26 protein-coding genes and 2 pseudogenes are annotated in these 21,910 nt (G+C 33.1%); 13 read left to right on the top strand and 15 right to left on the bottom strand.

The features are described 5' to 3' along the window. Positions 1-504 carry a DUF4920 domain-containing protein gene (locus tag L3X37_RS05380; RefSeq protein ID WP_237239145.1) on the bottom strand — a complete coding sequence of 168 codons (504 nt, stop codon included), beginning with the start codon at positions 502-504 and terminating at the stop codon, positions 1-3. Positions 505-597: 93 nt separating this feature from the next. Here L3X37_RS05380 and L3X37_RS05375 point away from each other — a divergent pair, with 93 nt between their 5' ends. Next, positions 598-1,662 (top strand): branched-chain amino acid aminotransferase, encoded by a 1,065-nt coding sequence (locus L3X37_RS05375; RefSeq protein ID WP_237239144.1) that lies wholly within the window; start codon positions 598-600, stop codon positions 1,660-1,662. 135 nt (positions 1,663-1,797) lie between these two features. Here the strand turns inward: L3X37_RS05375 and L3X37_RS05370 are convergent, their stop codons facing one another. Beyond that, the gene (locus L3X37_RS05370) at positions 1,798-2,184 is read right to left on the bottom strand and encodes a pyrophosphohydrolase domain-containing protein (RefSeq protein ID WP_237239143.1); all 387 of its coding nucleotides are present in this window, start codon (positions 2,182-2,184) and stop codon (positions 1,798-1,800) included. A gap of 501 nt (positions 2,185-2,685) precedes the next feature. Then, positions 2,686-4,725, bottom strand: coding sequence for a dipeptidyl-peptidase 3 family protein (locus L3X37_RS05360; protein WP_237239141.1), 2,040 nt, complete (start codon positions 4,723-4,725; stop codon positions 2,686-2,688). 187 nt (positions 4,726-4,912) lie between these two features. Between L3X37_RS05360 and L3X37_RS05355 the strand changes: the two genes are divergently transcribed. Continuing rightward, positions 4,913-5,935, top strand: a complete 1,023-nt coding sequence (locus L3X37_RS05355) for an SRPBCC family protein (RefSeq protein WP_237239140.1) — start codon at positions 4,913-4,915, stop codon at positions 5,933-5,935. Between the two features lie 7 nt (positions 5,936-5,942). Next, complete coding sequence (gene crcB, locus L3X37_RS05350) at positions 5,943-6,308, top strand: fluoride efflux transporter CrcB (protein WP_237239139.1); 366 nt, start codon at positions 5,943-5,945, stop codon at positions 6,306-6,308. Positions 6,309-6,351: 43 nt separating this feature from the next. Here the strand turns inward: crcB and L3X37_RS05345 are convergent, their stop codons facing one another. Beyond that, positions 6,352-6,957, bottom strand: coding sequence for a DUF1684 domain-containing protein (locus L3X37_RS05345; protein WP_237239138.1), 606 nt, complete (start codon positions 6,955-6,957; stop codon positions 6,352-6,354). A 204-nt stretch (positions 6,958-7,161) separates the two neighbouring features. Next, the gene (locus L3X37_RS05340; RefSeq protein WP_237239137.1) at positions 7,162-7,542 is read right to left on the bottom strand and encodes a hypothetical protein; all 381 of its coding nucleotides are present in this window, start codon (positions 7,540-7,542) and stop codon (positions 7,162-7,164) included. Between the two features lie 288 nt (positions 7,543-7,830). Between L3X37_RS05340 and L3X37_RS05335 the strand changes: the two genes are divergently transcribed. Together L3X37_RS05335 and L3X37_RS05330 are read left to right on the top strand one after the other, a co-directional pair. Beyond that, complete coding sequence (locus L3X37_RS05335; protein WP_237239136.1) at positions 7,831-9,072, top strand: MDR family MFS transporter; 1,242 nt, start codon at positions 7,831-7,833, stop codon at positions 9,070-9,072. Next, a complete protein-coding gene (locus L3X37_RS05330; RefSeq protein ID WP_237239135.1) occupies positions 9,063-9,443 on the top strand; it encodes a VOC family protein in 381 nt (126 codons plus the stop codon). Before L3X37_RS05335 ends, L3X37_RS05330 begins: the two co-directional genes overlap by 10 nt. Before the next feature lies 1 nt (position 9,444). Here L3X37_RS05330 and L3X37_RS05325 read toward each other — a convergent pair whose 3' ends face one another. Continuing rightward, positions 9,445-9,885 carry an Lrp/AsnC family transcriptional regulator gene (locus tag L3X37_RS05325; protein ID WP_237239134.1) on the bottom strand — a complete coding sequence of 147 codons (441 nt, stop codon included), beginning with the start codon at positions 9,883-9,885 and terminating at the stop codon, positions 9,445-9,447. Between the two features lie 123 nt (positions 9,886-10,008). On the opposite strand from L3X37_RS05325, the gene L3X37_RS05320 reads away from it, so the two are divergent. After that, entirely contained in the window at positions 10,009-10,404 is a 396-nt protein-coding gene (locus tag L3X37_RS05320) for a hypothetical protein (RefSeq protein ID WP_237239133.1), read from the top strand. A 103-nt stretch (positions 10,405-10,507) separates the two neighbouring features. Here L3X37_RS05320 and L3X37_RS05315 read toward each other — a convergent pair. Together L3X37_RS05315 and tnpA are read right to left on the bottom strand one after the other, a co-directional pair. Then, a pseudogene (locus L3X37_RS05315) lies at positions 10,508-10,936 on the bottom strand (integrase core domain-containing protein); the annotation flags it as partial. A gap of 70 nt (positions 10,937-11,006) precedes the next feature. Further along, complete coding sequence (gene tnpA, locus L3X37_RS05310; protein ID WP_237239132.1) at positions 11,007-11,438, bottom strand: IS200/IS605 family transposase; 432 nt, start codon at positions 11,436-11,438, stop codon at positions 11,007-11,009. Between the two features lie 423 nt (positions 11,439-11,861). Here tnpA and L3X37_RS15380 point away from each other — a divergent pair, with 423 nt between their 5' ends. Genes L3X37_RS15380 through L3X37_RS05285 form a run of 6 tightly spaced genes read left to right on the top strand, consistent with a single transcriptional unit; the run spans position 11,862 to position 16,832 of the window. Continuing rightward, complete coding sequence (locus L3X37_RS15380) at positions 11,862-12,005, top strand: L-rhamnose/proton symporter RhaT (RefSeq protein WP_369409875.1); 144 nt, start codon at positions 11,862-11,864, stop codon at positions 12,003-12,005. Further along, positions 11,959-12,174: an L-rhamnose/proton symporter RhaT gene (locus L3X37_RS05305; RefSeq protein WP_237239131.1), complete on the top strand. Its 216-nt coding sequence runs from the start codon at positions 11,959-11,961 to the stop codon at positions 12,172-12,174. Before L3X37_RS15380 ends, L3X37_RS05305 begins: the two co-directional genes overlap by 47 nt. Before the next feature lie 34 nt (positions 12,175-12,208). Continuing rightward, positions 12,209-13,363, top strand: a complete 1,155-nt coding sequence (locus L3X37_RS05300) for an ABC transporter substrate-binding protein (protein WP_237239130.1) — start codon at positions 12,209-12,211, stop codon at positions 13,361-13,363. Positions 13,364-13,375: 12 nt separating this feature from the next. Further along, on the top strand, positions 13,376-14,518 hold the full coding sequence (locus L3X37_RS05295) for a CaiB/BaiF CoA transferase family protein (protein WP_237239129.1): 1,143 nt from the start codon (positions 13,376-13,378) through the stop codon (positions 14,516-14,518). A 5-nt stretch (positions 14,519-14,523) separates the two neighbouring features. Then, positions 14,524-15,759 (top strand): extracellular solute-binding protein, encoded by a 1,236-nt coding sequence (locus L3X37_RS05290; protein WP_262910786.1) that lies wholly within the window; start codon positions 14,524-14,526, stop codon positions 15,757-15,759. Then, entirely contained in the window at positions 15,756-16,832 is a 1,077-nt protein-coding gene (locus L3X37_RS05285) for a Gfo/Idh/MocA family protein (protein ID WP_237239127.1), read from the top strand. The genes L3X37_RS05290 and L3X37_RS05285 overlap by 4 nt, the downstream gene beginning before the upstream one ends. Before the next feature lie 188 nt (positions 16,833-17,020). Here L3X37_RS05285 and L3X37_RS05280 read toward each other — a convergent pair whose 3' ends face one another. From L3X37_RS05280 to L3X37_RS05255, 6 genes and pseudogenes are all read right to left on the bottom strand, one after another. Next, positions 17,021-18,292, bottom strand: coding sequence for a type II toxin-antitoxin system HipA family toxin (locus L3X37_RS05280; RefSeq protein ID WP_237239126.1), 1,272 nt, complete (start codon positions 18,290-18,292; stop codon positions 17,021-17,023). Positions 18,293-18,294: 2 nt separating this feature from the next. Beyond that, positions 18,295-18,558 carry a helix-turn-helix domain-containing protein gene (locus tag L3X37_RS05275; RefSeq protein ID WP_237239125.1) on the bottom strand — a complete coding sequence of 88 codons (264 nt, stop codon included), beginning with the start codon at positions 18,556-18,558 and terminating at the stop codon, positions 18,295-18,297. Positions 18,559-18,625: 67 nt separating this feature from the next. After that, positions 18,626-18,998, bottom strand: a pseudogene (locus tag L3X37_RS05270) (ATPase); the annotation flags it as partial. Continuing rightward, positions 18,961-19,581, bottom strand: coding sequence for a DUF6786 family protein (locus L3X37_RS05265; protein WP_369409876.1), 621 nt, complete (start codon positions 19,579-19,581; stop codon positions 18,961-18,963). The pseudogene L3X37_RS05270 and the gene L3X37_RS05265, both read right to left, overlap by 38 nt. Before the next feature lie 49 nt (positions 19,582-19,630). Then, positions 19,631-20,644, bottom strand: coding sequence for a family 43 glycosylhydrolase (locus L3X37_RS05260; RefSeq protein ID WP_237239123.1), 1,014 nt, complete (start codon positions 20,642-20,644; stop codon positions 19,631-19,633). Between the two features lie 36 nt (positions 20,645-20,680). Further along, positions 20,681-21,094 carry a sulfatase/phosphatase domain-containing protein gene (locus L3X37_RS05255; protein WP_237239122.1) on the bottom strand — a complete coding sequence of 138 codons (414 nt, stop codon included), beginning with the start codon at positions 21,092-21,094 and terminating at the stop codon, positions 20,681-20,683. Between the two features lie 5 nt (positions 21,095-21,099). Here L3X37_RS05255 and L3X37_RS05250 point away from each other — a divergent pair, with 5 nt between their 5' ends. Beyond that, a complete protein-coding gene (locus L3X37_RS05250) occupies positions 21,100-21,342 on the top strand; it encodes a transposase (protein ID WP_237239121.1) in 243 nt (80 codons plus the stop codon). A 105-nt stretch (positions 21,343-21,447) separates the two neighbouring features. Here L3X37_RS05250 and L3X37_RS05245 read toward each other — a convergent pair whose 3' ends face one another. Next, complete coding sequence (locus L3X37_RS05245) at positions 21,448-21,888, bottom strand: DUF5018-related domain-containing protein (protein WP_237239120.1); 441 nt, start codon at positions 21,886-21,888, stop codon at positions 21,448-21,450. Positions 21,889-21,910: the final 22 nt, after the last annotated feature.

Genomic DNA, 21,910 nt, shown 5'->3' with positions numbered 1-21,910 from the left:
TTATTGTTTTAGCAACACACCATCAGCTTCAAAAGAATAAGTTCTTTTAGGCTCAGTTATACTTACAATTTCTTCGGGTGTTTTACCTCCATCTTCTGCATAATGGCGCTGCTCATCAACTGAAACTTCTTTTACAAAAGCTTTACCATTTATAATAACTTCTTTTCCGGCAATGTCTTTAGGCATAAAAATGGCGTAATCTTTAAATTTAACCAGAACTTCTTCGTCATTACCTAAATTCAAAGTCATCCAACATCCTTTTGCTTGACAAACCTTGTTTACAGTTGCTGTTATTTTAGAGTTTATACTATCTCCAACATTCATAGACTTATAATGTGTTGCCATAGACGAAACATCAATAGCATCATCAGCAATTATTTCATTTCCAAAAGATTTATATACTGTTTTTTCAACTTCAACAGGTTTTTCTTGCTGTTTTTCATCTTTGTTTTTACAAGAATTTAGCATAAATACACAGATAATTAGCAGGATAATTGGCTTCATTATATATAATTTTTAATTTTAAACGATTTGTTACAAATATATGATTTTTAATCGCGTTTTTATTTAAATTTGCACCCTAAAAGCGTAAGAATTATGAGCACTATAGTAAACGATATAGAGGTTATAAAAGCAAATCATACTAAAATTCATGATATAGATTTTAACAATCTAAAGTTTGGTCATGTTTTTTCAGATCATATGTTAGAATGTGATTATAAAGATGGTAAATGGCATACGCCTAAGGTAGTACCATATGCTCCTATTTCTTTAGATCCGTCAGCAAAGATTTTTCATTATGGACAGTCTATTTTTGAAGGGATGAAAGCCTACAAAGATGAGGATGATAACATATTATTATTTCGCCCTTTAGATAATTTTAAACGCTTAAACATTTCTGCAAAACGTCTTGCTATTCCTGAGTTACCAGAAGCATTCTTTATGGATGGTTTAAAAACGTTGTTGAAAGTAGATAGCGACTGGATTCCTAAAAAAGAAGGCAGCTCATTATACATCAGACCTTTTATTTTTGCTACTGGAAAAGGGTTTCATGCATCGCCAGCAGACGAATATAAATTTATAATTTCTACAGCGCCTTCTGGCGCTTATTTTGCTGGTAAAGTAAAGGTTTTAATTGAAGAAAAATATTCGCGATCAGCCAATGGTGGTGTTGGTTTTGCTAAAGCTGGAGGTAATTATGCTGGACAGTTTTACCCAACACAATTAGCTGTTAAAAAAGGTTACCAACAAGTAATTTGGACTGATGATAATACCCACGAATATATTGAAGAAGCTGGTGCTATGAATATTTTTGTTCGTATAAATGACACTTTAATAACTGGACCTACTAGCGACAGAATTTTAGATGGTATTACCCGCAAAAGTATTATTGAATTAGCGAAAACAGAAGGTATTCCTGTTGAAGTTAGAAAAATTACAGTTAGCGAAGTTGTTGAAGCTGCTAAAAACGGAACATTAAAAGAAATGTTTGGTGCTGGTACTGCTGCCGTAATTTCTCCAATAGCTGGTTTTGGATATAAAAATGAAGATTTTGATTTACCAGAATTAGAAAACACCTTTGCGAGCTCTTTAAAGAAACGCATTACAGATATTCAAACCAATAAAGCGGAAGACCCTTTTGGGTGGCGTTATAAAGTTTAAATTATTAATTATAAACAAAATAAAGGAAACTATTTGGTTCCCTTTATTTTGTTTATAGGTCAACCTGAACTTGTCTCAGGTTCTCATCAATATACGATTCTGAAATAAATTCAGAATGACGAAAACGTTTAATTTCTATTTATCTAAAATAGCCTTAATATTAGGTTTAAAATAATTCGGGCCTTTTAACACTTTACCATCTTCTCGATAAATGGGTTGTCCATCTTCACCTAATTTACTCATATTACTACGTTGAATTTCATCAAACACTTCTTCAATTTTATGCTGCAGTCCGTGTTCTATAATGGTACCACACAAAATATAAAGCATATCACCAAGTGCATCAGCTACTTCAATTAAATCGTTATCATTTGCAGCTTCTAAATATTCTTCATTTTCTTCACGCATCAATTTATAACGCAACATATTTTTAGCCATTCCTAAATCTGCTTTTGGTGTTTCTCTGTGCCCTATTTTAAAAGCGGTGTGAAATGCTTTTACAGCTTCAATTTTATTCTTCATCTAATCTCTTTTGTTTAAATTTGCCTAAAAATAATGATATGTTTAGTAAAGGTCAAATTGTTTTCGGTGTTTTATTTTTTATTGTTTTTTCTATCATTATTGGATATACTTACCGCAAAGATTTAAAACTTCATAAGCGCTTTTATAAAGGCAGTATTTGGGTTTTAATAGCTTTTATTTCTTTTATACTATGTATTGTTGCTATTAAATTCTTTTTGAAGTAATTATAAATAAGCTCTATACTTTATTTTATTTTTTAAACTTTCACTAAGAAAAAACCATAGGTACTTCTTATATAAATAAATGTTAAAATTTAACGCAACCAAATGTTAAAATTTACATCTATTAAATAACTGTAAGTATCAAATCGTATGAAAATTATTTTTATAATAACCATTCTTATTGTTATCAATTTAATTCTTTTAGCTTTTAGTGTTAATAAAAAAACAGACCCTTAAAAATATTAAGAATCTGTTTTATAAATAAGGAATTATATAACACTTAATTCACTTCTGGCAAAAAACTATAGTTTTTGCCGTATTCTAACATTTGACTTGAAAATGTTTCTGGTTGTGTAACTTTAATGGTTGTAATTTCTCCAGCATCATTTTTTTCAGCAACTAAAACAGGATTAACAAATCCGCTATATGGAGGCGAAGTAAACTGTTTGTTTCGTTCTAAAACCTCGGCATGATTTTTTTGATCTACTTTTACGCCGTAGCCTTCTACCAAAGCTTCAACTGCTGCGTAATCACCTTCAGATTTTATACGCTGTGTTTCACGTAAAAGCTGTCCGAATAAGTCATGTAATTTATCATAATCGATAATATTAAAATAGGTTTTTCCATCACGAGTTACTTTTTCAATAACATTATCTGCTTTACCTTTTTCAAAAGCCCAAGCAGAAACCCATTGTCTGTTACGCATGTGTGCTTCTTCAACATGATCACCTAAATTTAAACGAATTAACTGCGTCATCAACCCATTTCTAATGTAACCATCGTAAGCTGCTTTACCAACAGCTTTCCAATCTTTTACCAAACCTAATTCTTGTAATTTGGGGTTGTATAAATAATATAATCCTACTAAATCTGCACGACCTTCTTCAAGTGTCGATGCATAATTTTTAAGTGTTTCTTTAGTCTCGCCAACGCCAGGGTTTAATTGTCCTGATGCATGCCCAATCACTTCGTGAAGTGCCGTATGTAACTTATCGGCTAATTGCCCGTGTTCTTCTTCTAACTTTAATTCTTCATCATCATGTACAAATTCTTTTAAACGACCTGAACTACCTGCATTATTATAGGCATTAATAATGTTGCCCAAAGATACCGATTTGCTGCCAACTGCAGCACGAATCCAATTGGCATTTGGCAGATTTACACCAATTGGTGTACTTGGTGAAGCATCGCCAGCTTCTCCAGCAACATTAACCACTTTGTACGTTACACCAACTACATTTTTCTTTTTATGTTCGTCCATTAAAGGTGAATTATCTTCAAACCATTGTGCGTTATCCGATAAAACTTTCATTTTTTGAGACATATCAAAATCATTAATTTGAACAATATTCTCATAAGAACCTCTATAACCTAAGGGGTCGTTATATACTTCAATAAAACTATTAATATAGTCTACATTACCATTAGTTGCAGCTGTCCAAGCAACGTTGTAATCATCCCACGTTTGTAAATCGCCTGTTTTATAGTACTCAATTAATAACCCAAGTGCATTTCCTTGTGCTTCGTTTTCAGCAACACCTTTTGCCAATTCCAACCACTTAACAATCTCATCGATTGCAGAGCCGTACAAGCCACCAGATTTATAAACACGTTCTTTTAAAACACCGTTTTCTTTTACCAATTGAGAATTTAATCCGTGTGATAAAGGCTTTTCTGGATTTGGAGAGACCTTAGCTTTATAAAAACTTTCTACATCGGCATTGGTTACATTTGGTCCGTAAAAATTAACTGCTGAAAGTGCCACATTATCAACGCCTTTTGCCTGATTTACTTTTTTAGAATCGACATCATTAAAAATAACATCAAAAGCTTCGTCTTCTAAATTAGTATTGGTTTCAGCTAATAATTGTTTTAGGTAATCTGAAGAAAATTCGGGTTTTAATTTATCGTTTGAATAATGATGATGAATACCATTACTAAACCAAACCCGCTTTAAATACACTTCAAAAGTCTTCCAATCATCAGAAGTTTTATCTCCTTTGTAATTAGTATAAACCTGCTCTAAGGCTTTTCTTATTTTGAGATTGTGCCGGTAATTTTGGTCCCACATAATATCTCTTCCAGCTAAACCTGCCTGCGTTAAATAATATACTAATTTTTGCTCTTTTAAAGTAAGTTGCTCCCAACCAGGAATTTGATATCGTAATATTTTAATATCTGCAAACTGCTCAACGTTATAGTTAAATGCTACAGTTTCTTTCTCTTTTACGCTATCGGTTTGCTTTTCAGATTTATCGTTTCCGCAGGATAGCAAAAACGTTGCTGCTAAAGCAAAACTTAATACTTTTTTTAGTTTCATTGATTTATTTTAATTTTAGTTATTATGTAAATTAAGGTTAATTAAACTCAAAAAAAATAGTGATTTATCAAAATAAGCAAGCTTAATTATTAAATACTTAATTTTATGGCAGCAAATGTAATAATTTATTAACCAAAGATTAAAATGATTATATTTGATTTTCAATATTTATCATAATTTTTTTTAAATGAAAACACTTAAATATATCCTATTTTTATTGCTCATAGGAATTATTGGTACAGCCATTTATATAGCTGTTCAACCTAATGAATTTGAAGTTACTAGAACGCGAACCATAAAAGCTCCTGCAGCAGTTATATATGATAACGTTATCGATTTTAAGAACTGGGAATCGTGGTCATCTTGGGTTGAAGCCGATCCTGATATGACCATTACATTATCAGACCAGACTAAAGGTGTTAACGGATCTTACTCTTGGGAGGATAAAGATGGTGTTGGTACTATTAAAACTACCGAAGCTACACCTCATGCCTCTATACAGCAACATATGCAATTTGCAGAGTTTCCACCATCAGATGTGAATTGGAATTTTAAGCAGAATAAAGATGGATCAACTGATGCCACATGGACTATTTCTGGTAAAGATTTACCTTTTATCTTTAAAATGTTTTCGGTTTTAATGGGTGGTATGGAAAAACAAATTGGTCCGCACTACGAGCGAAGCCTCGAAAAACTAGATAGTATTGTTGTTGCTAGTATGGAAAAATATACTATTAAAATAGATGGTATTACCGAATATGGTGGCGGATTTTATATGTACAAAACAACCTCGGCAACTGGTGCCAATATTAGCCAAATTATGGGTAAACAATATGGTGAGATATTAGGCTATATGGCAAATAACTCTATTAAGCAAACGGGAATGCCATTTACTATTTATCATAATATGGATACTGCTGAAAATGGTATTATTATGAGTCAAGCTATACCAGTACAAAATAAAGTCACAGTTACCGGAGATAGCAACGTACTTTGTGGTTATATACCAAAAACAAAAGTTTTAAAAACTACATTAAAAGGAAATTACACCTATTTGCCTAAGGCTTGGGAGGCAACTATGAAGCATCTAGCAGAAAATAATATGGAGCAATCTGATATTCTTCCTTTTGAAATTTACCAAACCGATCCTGAGAAAGTACCAAACCCAGCAAATTGGGTAACCGAAATTTATATCCCAATAAAAGAATGATACATAAATGAAACAACTTTTATTAGTTTTTGTTGGTGGCGGTTTTGGTAGTGTACTGCGCTATGTAATTGGTAAATATTTAAATTCTACAGCAACAGGTATACCTTATGGTACGTTTGCGGCTAATATTATTGGTAGTTTACTTATTGGTATTGTATTAGGTTTAGCAGCAAAAAACGATTCGTTAACCCAAAGCCAAACCTTACTTTTAGCCACAGGGTTTTGTGGTGGTTTTACAACCTTTTCTACTTTTGCTTACGAGAACCATGTGTTTTTAAAATCTGGCGATTTCACAAGTTTTGCATTGTATACCATAGGGAGTTTTGTTATTGGTTTTTTAGCCGTTTTTTTAGGCATGTTTTTAGTGAAGTGATATTTGGCTTTATCAGAAAAAAACCGACAAATTCGTTTAAAACTCAATACTTCCCAAAAGTTTTAACACCAGCTTCAATCCTTGTATTTAAATAATTTTCTCGTGGTACTATGGGGCAAGAATATTTGTCATTATAAGCGCAATAAGGGTTATATGCTTTATTAAAATCTATTACCATAGAATCATTTTTGGGTATTCTGGCATCAATATAGCGCCCGCCACCATAACTTTCTATTCCGTTTGTTTCATCTAAAAAAGGTAGAAATAAATAATCATCATAACCTTCTTTATCAATCAAACCTTGATTTTGATATATGTTTAACGTGAAGTTTTTCCCTTTTAAATCAAAATTTAATTCACCATATTTAACATACTCCGGTTCTCTATCTGTGGTCGTTTTCATTTTAAAAACTGTCTCGTTAGGTGTTCTTTTAAAACTTGTTTTAATTACGTAAGTAGAATCGAATTTAAAAAACTCTAACCCTTTAAAATCTTTTCTATCTTTATCTTTTAGAGGTGATATTGTAGCATCTTTAAAATTTGCATTTTGCTCTTTTTGGTATTCGGTTTCTCCTAAAACAGGTCTTTTTTCTTGTTTGCAACTACAAAGAATCACACATAAAGTAAAAAATAAAACATATATTCTCATCTATTTAAAATTTAGTGATTTAATGCTTACCAAATAATTGTTTTCTAGCTTGTTTTAGTTTTCTGGATTAAACGATGGATTAATATTAGATTGATAGGCTTGAATTAGCTGAGACGAAAATTTGTTAAACGCATCTTCATCTGAAAGTGATTTTATTTTATCTGGATTAAAATTTCCTTTTAAATAAAATGCTGTTGTTTCGGTTTAGTTACTATTAAAAATAATAGCATCTGTTACAACTATTCCTGCTTCGCGTACAGAAATAATTCGCGTATTGATTAACTCATTTTTTCTAAACATATCAGTAAAACCAGAATTGGTAACCTGATTTATTTCTGCAATAATACTTTGGCGCTTAACAGTATTAATATTTTTTATCTTTATATATTTAAAATCGGATATATTACCAACTACCGCTTCAACTTCTGGTGAAATATTCCTTAAAATAGCTTTCATAAAATTAGGCACATGAAAATAAGTTGCTCCAATATCTGATTTATGGTTATTATAAAATCTCTGAAAAGAATAACTTCCGCAGGATATAAATAGCAGAATTATACTTATAACTAAAAATCTTTTGTACATTTTTTTAACTTTATTTTATTCAAAAATACAACTTACAAAAATTTTATATAGTTTTGTCTCATTATAAAATGAAAAAAATGCGCATTAACGTCACTATTTATAGAAAGCAATGGACCTCTTGTTTAAAGACAAGGAGTTGGGCTTATTATATATTGTGGTGATATGATTATAAAATATTACAATATTAAAAAGTCCGACTTCCCAGTCGGACTTTTTATTTTTAGTCTATTACAGACTTTAACAAAAAAATTAAATATGTAGAAAAAACAACTTGAACAATTAGAACTAATGAAAACACTATTTAACAATTACCTAAACACTTTTAATGGACTCTCTAGAGAAGTTTGGTGGCTTGCTTTAATAACGCTAATTAATAGAGCTGGTACCATGGTAATACCATTTTTATCACTTTATCTTAAAGAGGATTTAGATTTTAGTATAAGTGATGTTGGCTGGGTTATGAGTGCTTTTGGTTTAGGTTCTGTTATTGGTTCTTGGATTGGCGGACAATTAACCGATAAAATTGGTTTTTATAAAGTTATGGTTTTTAGTTTACTAGCAACTGGCATTTTGTTTGTAGCATTACAATTTCTAACAACCTTTGTATCTTTTTGTATGGGTATTTTACTGGTTATGTTGGTGGCTGATATGTTTCGTCCTGCCATGTTTGTTGCATTAAGTGCTTACAGCAAACTAGAAAATAAAACACGATCGGTAACACTTATTAGGCTAGCCATTAATCTTGGGTTTTCTGCTGGTCCTGCAATTGGTGGATTTATAATAACCACTTTAAGTTATAGTGGTTTATTTTGGGTAGATGGCATCACTTGTATTTTAGCAGCATTAGTTTTAATAAACGTTTTAAACCCAAAAACAACAAAACTAATTGATGAAATAAAAGCTAAAAATCCTAAATCTGCTTATCATGATAAGGCGTTTTTAATATTTTTAGTGTCTATGATGTTTTTTGGTGTTGTATTTTTACAATATTTTTCAACAATGCCAATATATTATAAAGATGTGCATCAATTAACTGAAATAGAAATTGGCGTACTATTAGGCATGAATGGTTTTTTAATATTTGTATTTGAAATGCCCGTAATAAAATGGTTAGAAAACACAACATTTACTAAAACTGGTTTGATGCTTTTTGGTGGTCTATTAACAGGCTTAAGTTTTCTTATTTTAAATTTTACACCGTGGACAGGTGTTTTAATTTTTGGTATGCTTTTAATGACCTTTGGAGAAATGATTGCTTTTCCTTTTTCGAATGCATTTGCAATGGATAGAGCAAAAAAAGGAAACCAAGGTGAATATATGGCTTTGTACACTATAGCGTTTTCAATAGCTCATATTTTTGGACATAATGCTGGTTTACAAATGACAGATAAACTAGGTTTTAAAAACACGTGGTATATTATAACCATATTAGCAGCCCTTTGCGTTTTTCTATTGTTTATATTAGGTAAATATTTAAATAGAAAAAAGAAACTAAAAGAAGAAGAAGAAAAAGAAATTTTATGGATTTAAATCAAATTAGCATTGCGTCTTTAAACGTTGAAAAAGGAACAGCATTTTACAAAATTTTGGGGTTGCATCTTATCGTAGATGCATCTCCAAATTATGTAAGATTTGAATGTCCTAATGGAAATTCTACTTTTTCAATTCATAAAGTTGATGAGTTAAGCAAAGAAAGTGGAATTACAATCTATTTTGAAAATGACAATCTTGATGAATTAGTAAAGCAACTAAAAGCAAAAGGTATTGAATTTACAAGTGAACCTGAAGATAAAATGTGGCTGTGGAGAGAAGCGCATTTAAACGATTTAGATGGTAATCATATCATTTTATATAAAGCAGGAAAAAACAGAAAAAATCCGCCTTGGCGAGTTAATTCATAATTTAAATTGGTTTAACTTCTTTTTGTTTTACAACACTTGATAAAACAATTTGTGTTTTACTTTCGCCATAAATAATTAATTGGTCAATAAATTTCTCAAGATGCTTTTGGTCTTTTAAAACTACTTCCATAACAATATTTTCGTCGCCAGTAATTCTATAACAATTTATAACCTCATCATAGGTTTTTACTTTTTCTAAAAATGGTTTTAACTTGCCCATAAAAGCACGCAAAGTAATTATAGCTTTAAACTGGTACCCTAAATTGAATGGAGAAACTAAGGTTTTATAATCTTCAATAACACCTAAGTCTTCCATTTTTTTTATGCGTTCAGAAACAGCAGGCGAACTAATACCAACTTGTCTTCCAATTTCTGCATTAGATTGTCTTGCGTTTTCTTGCAAACACTTTAAAATCTTCCTATTTAGGCTGTCAATACTCATTTAAAGAAATTAAGTATTAAAATATTAATATTTAAAGCAAATATACGGATTTACTTTAAAATCAAAAGAATATTGTGGTTTCTAGTGAGTAATTTTGATAAAATTGCAACAGAGATTAAGAATATGTTGACTAGTACCCCACAAAATCTATCGGAATTACCGATTTACAAAAAAGCTCTAGATATTTTTGCTTTGTCTCAAAATATATCTACCTACTTAAATCATGATTTATCTGCTTTAAAAGAGGATGGTTCTGAAGATAATAATATTTATTTTTCAGGAGATATTGTACAGCAATCAGTCTCCTTAGTTCCAGAAATTGTAAATGCAGAATTAGAGCGTTATTCAGAGAGAAAGTATAAACATATTGCATCGCTTAAGCGTATTACTAATATGCTATATAAAAACTCGTATCGCTTAGAACGATCTAATAGTAATGGAAAAGATTTTTTACCAATTTTAAGAAGAGAATTGAAAAAATTTAAAAAACTGCAACGTAGTTGGATGCTAACTCTGTAAATATGTTTTAACTTTTTACTTTAATTGTTATCCATTTAGTGTTACAAACCCGCCATCAATTGGATTGGACTTGCAACAAAAAAGTGGACAGATAGTTAAGAGACTATGCGTCTAAATTATTGTTATACATTTCTAATTCAAATTGATTAATCGATTTCATTCCTAAAGCAGAATGTCTTCTGTTTTTTATACCAAGTTTCTATCCAATCAAAGATAAATAATTCAGCTTGTTGTTTAAAATCATACTCGTGTTTATATATCATTCCACTTTTAAGCTTTTAAAGAAACTTTCAGCTACAGCATTGTCCCAACAATTTCCTTTTCGACTCATTGATTGTTTTACAATACCATTATATTTTTTAATAATATTGGTAAACGCATAACTAGCATATTGGGAACCTCTGTTTGAATGAAAAATCAATTCTTTTGTTATTTTATGTTTATTAATTGTCATATTCCATGCTGGAATGATAGTAGCCTCTGTACTTAAATTATCATTCATTGCCCAACCAACAACTTCTCGATTAAATAAACCACTATGGACTAAAGTACCATAGGTTTTTAAATCTGACTAAAGTCAGCAGTACGCAAACAATTCGTGATTACTCAAGTATAAAAGAATCTGTATCATTGTTTGATTTGCGATGATGTTCTAAATATTCATTTACCATTTCATCTGTAATATTACCAGTACTCCAACAACCAAATCCTATAGCCCAAAAATGCCGCCCCCAATATTTTTTGTGCAATTTCGGGAACTCTTGCTGCAATCGACGAGAACTTCTCCCCTTCATTTTCTTTGCTAAACTGCTAATATCTTGTGATGGACGATATTCTATATGCATATGAACATGATCTTTACTAACAACCCCTTTCAAGATATTTATCCCTTCCGCATCACAAATCTGTATCAATATAGACCTACACTTTTTTTGGATATCACCTCCCAAAACTGAATATCTGTATTTTGTACTCCAAACTATATATACTGTTAATCTAGAAACAGTATGTCCATTTACTCTTTGCTCTGACATAAACCAAAGATAAAAATTTTTAGAAGCTAAAGCGAGGTGCACTAAAGTGCATAGTTTTAACTAAATTTGAGACCAATAAAGTTACCGATATTCATGTGTATTCCAATGAGGGAGTACCGACACTAAAAGTAAATAGCAAAATACACAAGTCCTATGAAATAGGTCAAACAAAAGTACATTATATTTTTAAAGGTGTAAGACTGGATAATGGCAAGAACGAAATAATAGTTAACGTAGCAAAAACACTTGAAGATAGTGTGATGTGGTATTTGAATTAGGGGGTATGAATCTTTTATTAAAAAACTATGACAATGGTAGAATTGTAATATAAGGTAAGGAAAAAGTAAGGTTATCTGGAATGTAGTTCTATCCTTATTAGAGCATATATAATTTTGGTTAATAACCCAAAAAACCATAAAAGAATTGGTCTCCGTAAAACAACTGGGTACAAAAGTTTGGTCACAAAACCTGCTTTTATCCATCTTATCTGGTGGCTTATGGTATTTTCAATTCTTCTTTTATGGCTTGGGCCATGTTAGAATGGGAGATTTTAAATTTGCAAGCTGAGTCATCCATATTGGCCATGCTTATCTTTTTTTGTTATATTGTTGGTGTATTAATGAAAGAGTGGAAAAATGTTACTAAGCAAACCTATGTTATATTAATAACAGGGCTAATTGTTTTGGTTTGCTCTTTTATAATAATTACCTATGGCAGCATGCATAGAATTCACTAGTCATGTAATAATAAAAGATTATTAATTTAATAAGATGAACACCAAAAAAAAAATAGCACTAAAAGGAATTGCCTGGAATCATACTCGAGGATTTACATCTGTAGTTGCTACGGCACAACGATTTGAAGAGTTAAATCCAAACGTAAGAATTACATGGGAAAAAAGATCGCTTCAAGCATTTGCAGATGCTTCATTAGATGAATTAACAAATAAGTATGATTTGTTGATTATGGACAACCCCCATATTTCAATTGCTGCGCGTGACAATAACCTTTTAGCCTTCGATGATTTTTTAAGCACCGAATTCATAGAAGAATTAGCAAAAAACAGTGTGGGAAAATCACATGTAAGTTACAATGTAAATAACAAACAATGGACATTGGCAACAGATGCAGCAACACCCATTGCGACTTGGAGGGAAGATTTAATAAGCAAACACAATATTCGAATTCCTAAGACATGGGAAGATTTGTTAGCATTAACCAAAACCGGAAAAGTAGCTTTTGCATCTATACCTATTGACACATTAATGCACCATTACATGCTATGCTCCGCCTTAGGTGCCTCTATTTTTACAAGCAAAACGGAAGTAGCTCCTCAGGCAATTATGATAAACGCTATAAAGATGTACAAAGAACTGGTAGATCTAGCACCTTCATATTGCTTAGAAATGAACCCAATACACATCGCTGAACTTATGACAAGTACAGATGAAATAATATATAGTCCCTTCAATTATGGATACTCTAATTATTCAAAAAAGAATTATGCGGACAAAATTTTGAAAGCTGGAGGTTTGGTCTCTTTTAACGGTAAGAGGTTGCGTTCAATTTTAGGCGGTGCTGGCATAGCAGTATCTTCTAATACAAAGCATCCCAAGATTGCTATGAAATATGCACAATTTAACGCTATAGAAAAAACACAATCAGGGCTTTACTTTGACTTTGGAGGACAGCCTGGACATAGACAATCATGGTTAAATGAAGAAGTAAACAAACAAAGTAACAACTTCTTTATAGACACGCTACAAACTCTAGATGAAGCTATAATGCGTCCACAATATTATGGATATATGTATTTTCAAGATAATGCAAGTCCCATAGTACACGATGCCATTTCCGGAAAAATTTCGGCTGAAAAAGCCGTAAACAAATTAAATGCCATTTATACCGAATCCCATAAATTATAAAAAAGATATTAAATGAAACCTTTAGAAGGCTTATTGGTTATTGTATTTTGTCAGTTTTTATCTGGGCCATCGGCCAGTCTAAAATTGGCCGACCTAGGGGCTAGGGTCATTAAAGTTGAACGCCCCGTAACCGGGGATATTTGCAGACAGTTCTATGTATCTAACGTGGAATTAAATGGCAATTCAACCGTGTTCCACGCCATTAACAGAAATAAAGAAAGTTTTGAAGCCGATTTAAAGAGCCCCATAGATTTAAAACGCATAAAAAAACTCTTAGCGCAAGCCGATGTGGTCATACACAACTTTAGACCTGGTGTAATTGAAAGGCTAGGCTTGGATTATAGTACCGTTTCCAAAATCAAACCAGAAATAGTTTACGGTGAAATATCGGGTTATGGTAAAGAGGGTTCATGGAAAGACAAACCCGGGCAGGATCTATTACTACAATCACTTTCTGGGTTAACATGGCTAACAGGAAACAAAAATGATGGCCCTGTGCCAATGGGGCTCGCTATTGTAGACATAATTTCTGGCGCACACTTGGTTCAAGGTGTTTTGGCCGCACTTATTAGAAAAGGTATTACAGGCAAAGGAGCCAAAGTTGAAGTAAGTATGCTGGAGTCTGTAATCGACTTACAGTTTGAAACCATTACTACTTGCTTTACCGACGGAGGGCAGCCTGTTGAAAGAACAAAATCCAATAATGCCCATTCTTACCTCGGTGCACCTTATGGCATCTACAAAACAAAAGATGGTTATTTAGCTTTGGCCATGGGAAAAATACCTATATTAGGTAATCTATTGAAATGTGAAGCATTAACCGCATATAAAACACCTTCTTCTTTGTTTGACAAGAGAGAAGAGATAAAATATATTTTATCAAAACATTTGATGACGGGGACCACAAAACAATGGTTAGCAATATTAGAACCTGCTGATATTTGGTGCTCTGAAGTTATGGATTGGAAGACATTAATGGAAACTGAGGCCTACCAAGTACTTAAAATGGAACAAGTGGTTGAAATGGAGAACGGTTTTAAATTTAAAACCATTCGATGCCCTATCCGTATTGATGGAGACATACTGTTGTCACCAAAAGGAACTCCCAATTTGGGCGAGCATAACAAACATATTGTTTCAGAGTTTAATTTATAATCGTCATGAGTAACAAATTTAGAATTGCCGTTCGGAAATTTGGCCCATTTGAAACGGCCTTAAAAAAAACATGGGATGCCTTTTGCAAAGAAACCAATTGCTCCCTAGAGTTGGAAGCCATCCCCATGGACCTTCATCCTTTATATGATGCAACTTTAGGTAACGAAAAAGGACTGAAAAATGGAAATTGGGACGTTGCCCACATAAATACCGATTGGATTACCGAAGCACACCACATCAACGCCTTAGAAGATTTAACTCCTTTCATAAAATTGAATGCTCCTAATGATTATCCAAATGGATGGTCCGATTCGCTATTGCATATGCAACGCTTTGAAGACAAAGTATTAGGCTTACCTTTTCACGATGGTCCGGAATGTTTAATATACAGAAAAGATTTGTTCGAAGCCCCAAAAGAACAAGAGACCTTTTTCAACTTACACAACAAACCCCTCTCTCCTCCAAAAACCTGGGAAGATTTCCATGAAATTGCTCGTTTTTTTAACCGTCCGGAACAAAACTTATTTGGTTCGGCCTTTGCCCTATTTCCTGACGGCCATAACACGGTGTTCGACTTTTGTTTACAACTATGGACCAGAGGCGGTAATCTATTGGATAAAAATGGTTCAATCAATATCAATACCCCCGAAGCCATAGAAGGATTGGAATTTTACAGAAACATCATTAAAGACACCAATGCCATGCATCCAAAATACAAGGATTTCGATTCCGTAAAATCCGGTATGGCCTTTGCCAATGGAGAAATAGCCATGATGGTCAACTGGTTTGGTTTTGCATCGATGTGCGAAGTATACCAGGACTCCAAGGTAAAAGGATGTGTAGACATCACTCACGTTCCCGCTGGTAAAAATGGACAAGGCGTTTCCTTAAACGTTTATTGGCTTTACACCGTTGCAAAAGGCAGTAAACACAAAGACATTGCCTACGACTTTATAAAATATGCGGTAAACCCCGAAAACGATAAATTACTCACCCTAGAAGGTGGCATAGGCTGTAGACAATCGACTTGGACAGACCAAGACGTAAACCAAACCGTACCGTATTACCATAAATTAGATATGCTGCATAGCAACGCAAAAACATTACCTCGCAAAATGAACTGGAGTAAAATCTCTGAAGTTATCGATGTGATGGTTACAGAACTTTTTAGTACTGATAAAAAAGTAGCCGAATTGGTTAGTGAAGCACAACAAAAAATTGATAGTATAGAAAGCCCATGATACCCATTATATCCAAACAAGAATTACCTAAAACCAACATACCCATAGTCATTATAGGCGCTGGAGGCATTGTAAAAGATGCCCATTTACCTGCATATAAAAAAGCAGGTTTTGATGTTATTGGGATATACGACCTCAATCCTGATAATTCAAAAGCATTAAGTGAGCAATACAACATTAAAACCGTATGCCATACCATTGAATCTTTGGTTGCATTGGGGAAAGAGCACCATGCTATTTTTGATGTGACCGTTCCAGCGTCAGAAATCGCAAATATCCTACCTAAGTTACCCGACAATTCAGCAGTCTTAATACAAAAGCCTATGGGTGAGAACCTTCAAAATGCTGAACATATTTTATCCATTTGCAAATCCAAAAACTTAACTGCCGCCATGAACTTTCAGTTGCGTTTTGCCCCTTTTGTAAATGCTGCCAGATCCATTATTAATTCTGGTGCTATTGGTGAGGTTTATGACATGAAAGTAAAACTATGCACTTATACACCGTGGCACCTGTGGGATTTTTTAGCCAAAATTTCACGTGTTGAAATCTTGTACCACAGTATCCATTATATTGATGTTATACGCTCTTTTTTGGGAGACCCCAAAGGTATTATGGCAAAAACCGTAAAACACCCAAGTTCTAGAGTGGCCTCAACAAGAAGTAGTATTCTATTCGATTATGGTGATGAAATAAGCGCCTCTATTAACACAAATCATGACCATAACTTCGGAAAGGAACACCAAGAAAGTTTTATAAAATGGGAAGGCACCAAAGGCGTTATTATAGCAAAAATGGGATTGCTTTTAGATTATCCCCATGGTGTTCCAGATGCATTTGAATATTGTGTTTTAGATGAGCATGGAAAACCCGAATGGCATTCGGCCACCATTGAAGGAAGCTGGTTCCCCGATGCATTCATCGGCACCATGTCCAATATCATGCAATTCGTCGAAGGCTCTCAAGACGTATTGATATCCTCGGTTGAAGATGCCATAAAAACCATGGAAATAGTTGAGATAGCATACCAATCGAGTGATTCGGGAAGCAAAACATTAATGGACAACATATAAACCCATCAAAAAAACACTAAATTTAAACCACAAATGAATCAACTTTTAGTACCTCATTTACACTGCTCAGTTTAAACCGCCCGAGGTGGCTCACTTTGACCGCCCTATCCAGTCTTTACTCTCTTTATCAAATGCAATTAAATTGAATAGTTGCCGCATTCTGGAATATACTCCATTGCTGAACCATTTTAATTATTAATAATTCTTATAAATTCCTTTTTAATTCCATTTCTTACCTTTTCTGGTATTTCTAATTCATTTGTAATATGTTCCCAACTCTCGATTACATTTTGAACTTCTTTAATAATTCCTTTTGGATTTTTTATTGCATAGGTTTCTGCAATGGTCATGATATCTTCTAAAGTAATATCTGCTCTTTTATCATTTATAGACAGCGCTCTAGAAATATTATTGTAATTGAAATTAATATTTAATGGATATGTTAAATCGTAGGCTGGTGCCAAACCCCAAGCATCGGTTTCCTTATTGTATATAAAGCTGTGGTTTTTTAAATGGTCGTCTATATTTGCAAAAACGAGATTAAAGACCATCCGTTTAAACAATTCTTGAATATCCTTGTAGGGTACTTTAAGATCTAACGCTAACTTGAACACATTTTCATAGCTCGCGTCATCTGGTTTTTTGAAATCCCAACCCGTCAACCCAGTTGCTGTTAGTACATGTTGCTTTTCTCCATTTTGCCTATCGTATCGCAGGGTAGCGAAATGTTTATTATCTATTAATTTGGAAGGCATCATTTGGATACCTGTCCCTTTGGCCATTAGATAGTACGCATATTCCACTTTTTCCTTATTATAACCCCATTCTTCGTTCATATATAACTTTACCAAATAGTGATTATATGCGTCTGAATACTCAATATCTCCAGGTATTATTTTGCCTGTCTTTTTATGTTCAGAGATTAAAATTTTAGGACGTGCGCCTCCTGCAGAGGTTCCTATTTTGAATATATTTAACAGTGCCGCATCGTTCAATGCTTCTGCCGCCGTTTCATTTTTTAAATCCAACACTTTATTTAATACCTCTACAATTTCATCAATATTGATTGTTGATGATTTTGGTATTTTGGCTGTAGGATGATATTCTAATGCACCCATTCCACGATTAGACACATAGGTTAACTGCTCTAATGGTTTTATTTTTTTGAATTCTTTATTTTTAGCTTCAAACCATTCCTTGAAGATGATGTTACCAAACATATCAGGTAACGAATCGGCAATCATTGGTGGCAAGCCTCTAAAGGTTTCCCCTTCAAATTTATTAAATACTTGTACTGGTTTTATTCGCTTAAATACGTAGGGAAAAATGTTGGTGTATTGATTGGATTCTAAAAAATCAGGGTTGTATTGAAAATAGGATGCCCTTTTGTCTACATCATAGACCAGTTTTCCTATCTCTTGACCAAATAACATAACTTCTATGATATTATTTTTAGCCATCTTTAATATAATGAGTTTATATCGTTAGACTTTTCAATATCCTTTAAGGCTTGATATAAATTGTTTAGTAAATCGAAATGGTTAGCAATTTTCAACACTGTATCTAATGTTGCATTTTTTCCATTCTCAAATTTTTGAATGGTATAGCGAGAGATATCCAATGCTTCTGCAAGATCTTCTTGAGACATTTCGTAACTTTGTCTCTTCTGCTTACAAAGCTCACCCAATTGCAATTTTACATCTTTTATTGTAACTGCATCAATCATTTTATTGTTTATTATAATACACAAATATAGTAAAATAAGCTTAATTGTTTATTATAATACACATTTTTTAAATTCTTTTATCTTTACTCATTTGGTTAAAAGCAATCAAATTGAATAGTTGTCGCATTCTAGAACGCACTCTAACCGTACCTTTCTTCTAATTCTTGAGCATTTAAATTGGTTGTAGCGTGTATTCTAATTTTACTTTGCATAAACAAATCATATCGAGATAAAAGGATTTCTCCCATCACATTACAGTCCTTCCCAAAATGTCTTCCAGTTGTTTCTACACCCAAATCGTCAAAACAATAAAAATTAATGTTACCATATTCTTGGATAGTTTTATACCCAATGTTATTGAAAGCAAACGTTATATTTCTTGCTGGAATAACTTTATACGATTTATGATGTGGCACAATGTGCCTTAACAGTTTCATTATAGGCTACGACTGAAATGCTTGTGTCTTTTAGTTTTAATCTTGTTTTGATGGCTTCCTTATCTAGTAACTTTATGGTTCTTCTTATTTCTAAAGTAAATGTTGTTCCTGAATAGTTTTCTAGTGTTTTTTGTTTTTTGAATATGGCGGTTTCTTTGGTTTTTGATAAGAGTTCGAATGGTTCTGTATCTATCATATTGGGTACTTTCCAATTCTCAAAATCGAAGGTAGTTCCTTTTTGAAAGTACAATGAAAACTGTCCACCTTCGGGTCCTAACCATAGGCGTTCTTCGCCTCCAAAAGCGTTAAACTGAGGATTTATTTTTTTTGAGGCAATTAGGTCATGGTTTATCCAACCGAAACTTTTTCCATTATCTCCTCCTAGGGTACTGGTCATTACTCTGCCTTGTAGCTCTGGCGAGACGAGTATTGCTGATTGCTCTGCTTTATTTTCTAAAACTATGGTGTTTTTATAATGCTGTGTTAAAAATTGCTTGTCGTAGCCAAAGGTACCTTTAGATAAGATTACTTCCTCCTTGGATTCTTGATTAGTTATATTTTTTGCAATATTACCCTGGCAGGACATGAATAATGAAAAAACACTTACCAGAATTATTTTAAATGTAATGTTAATTTTAATCTTCATTTTGTCTTACTTCATATCTTATCAAATAAGCTTCATCTCCATTATGTATCATTGATATTCCCCATTTCAAGCCCTCGCCCTTAATTGTTGAATCGGTTAAATCTTGTCGATATACACCTGGTGCTTTTGGTCTATTTTTTACTTTAATGCCTAGCTTATTACTTGTGAAATCAACACCGTTTGGTGCGTACTCTAATGTATTACTTATAGATGCCAAAGCCCCAATTCCAACTCCTTCTTGCCACAACATTACTTCATGGCTCCCTGGCAACAATTGTCTGTCTAATTTAGTGAACGGCCCCTCTGGATTCTTGGAAAAGGCAACCCCCATTTCTGTATGCCTCGGTCCTCCAATCCCATGTCCACGGCTTCGTCCTTTATAATAAAGCCAATAAAGTCCATTTCGATACAAAAGTACAGCATCATCAATTCGGTAACTATCAAACTTTTCAGGCTCAACACTTACCCTGAGAATAGGTTCTATGCTTGACCTCACAAATGGTCCATTTGGTAAATCTGATATGGCCAATCCAATGGCTGTGATGTCTGTAGTTGAATTGTTTTCGAACTCTCCATTTTCATTACCTGGAGTAGGTTTAACTCCTGTGTAATACATATAATATTTATTATTTGCAAAAATGATATTGGGAGTAAACGTTGCTTGTGAATCAAACGCATTCTTTTCTCCTAAACCAAGGATTTCACCTTGTTCTGTCCAAGTATAGCCTTCATCGGTTGAAGTGGCGTACCAGATTGTACCCCAATAACCTGGGGAAACCCCATACACCTTGGTATAGTAGACGTAATATACATCACCTACCTTTATGACATCACTCGGGTCTCGGCGTGTACAACCTGTTTCATTACCGATACCCGTTATTTTATCATATTCAAATTCTATTTTAGAAAATTTCTCTTTTATGGATTCTATATTTTGCCCTTGGGTTAGTAGGTAACTTAACAGGCATAGAATTGTTACTATGGTAATTGATGTGTTTTTCATTTTAATATTTTCTGTGTGTTGTAAATAATCATTTTCTTATTGCTCTATAGGTATTAATCCTGATCTTCTTTTGTTTTTATTTAAGCTTTCTTCAAAATCCTTTGAGCGTTGTGTTAACTGTTTTACTATTTCTGTATGTTTCTCTGCAACATTTTGTCTTTCTCCAATGTCATCCTTTAGATTATACAATATTGGTTTTTCTCCTAGAAATAATTTCCAATTCTCGCTTCTTATGGCTTTCAGTCCCCTATTCTGATCCATGTAAAAAAACTCCTTTCTCGGTATCCTATTCTTTTTGCCCAATAATAAATTGGTAATATCAACACCATCTATTATTCTTTCCTCTTTTAAGTCAATATTGATCAATTTCGCCAAAGTTGGGTAAAAATCAATGCTGGCTGCTATTTGTTCACATACACTTCCCTCTTTAATCATTCCTTTCCACTGCATGATGCATGGCACCCGAAACCCTCCCTCAAAACATACACCTATTGCGAATCCCATCTTACGCACCTGAACTCAACCCCTGTGAACAAATTTGGCAGTATATCAAGCAACGCTACAAAAATCAAAGATTTGAATCCATGGAAGATTTAAAAAAGTGGTTGCATGGAACGGTCAACAAAATGAGTGCCGAAACTATTAAATCAATTACAGCAAATCATCATTATATAGATGCCTTTATAGCGACATCATAAAGTTAAATTGGTATAGTATGCTTATATCCTCTTTTAATAAAAAAGCCACCAAAAAAATACAATTTTTCTAGTGACTTTTTAATTAAACTAAACTAACTCAAAAAATTAAGGTGCTATAAAACTCAATGTCCAATCTCTTACAGTACCATCAGCTGAAATCAATTTGTATTGATAAGGACCACTGGAAAAATCATTTAAAAGTCCGGCCTTTGGAGCATTACCTATTGGTTCTATTTTTTCCGCCCTATGAACAAAAAATATTGCGACATTACTAAGATCTGTACCTGCCAATAATGTAGTTACCGCAGTAGCCGCAGTACTGTCTATAACTGTTGATACATCGACTAGATTCCTACGAATTCCATCAGTTAATTCTCCAGTTTCAAAAAACTCTTGTAGTTCGTGACTTTCTACTAAGTGATTAAACACCCTTACTCTATCTATAAAGGCGTGATCTCCAAACTGACCGCGATCTAACTCTACTCGAGGGTCACAAGACGTTAAAATAGTTACTAACCCAATGATTATATATATTGTTTTCTTCATCGTATATTATTTTATGTATTTA

This window comes from Wocania arenilitoris (assembly GCF_021728535.1).
GTDB classification, from domain to species: domain Bacteria; phylum Bacteroidota; class Bacteroidia; order Flavobacteriales; family Flavobacteriaceae; genus Wocania_A; species Wocania_A arenilitoris.
The sequence above is the reverse complement of the archived record's forward strand: the minus strand, read 5'-3'. Positions and strand labels throughout refer to the sequence as shown.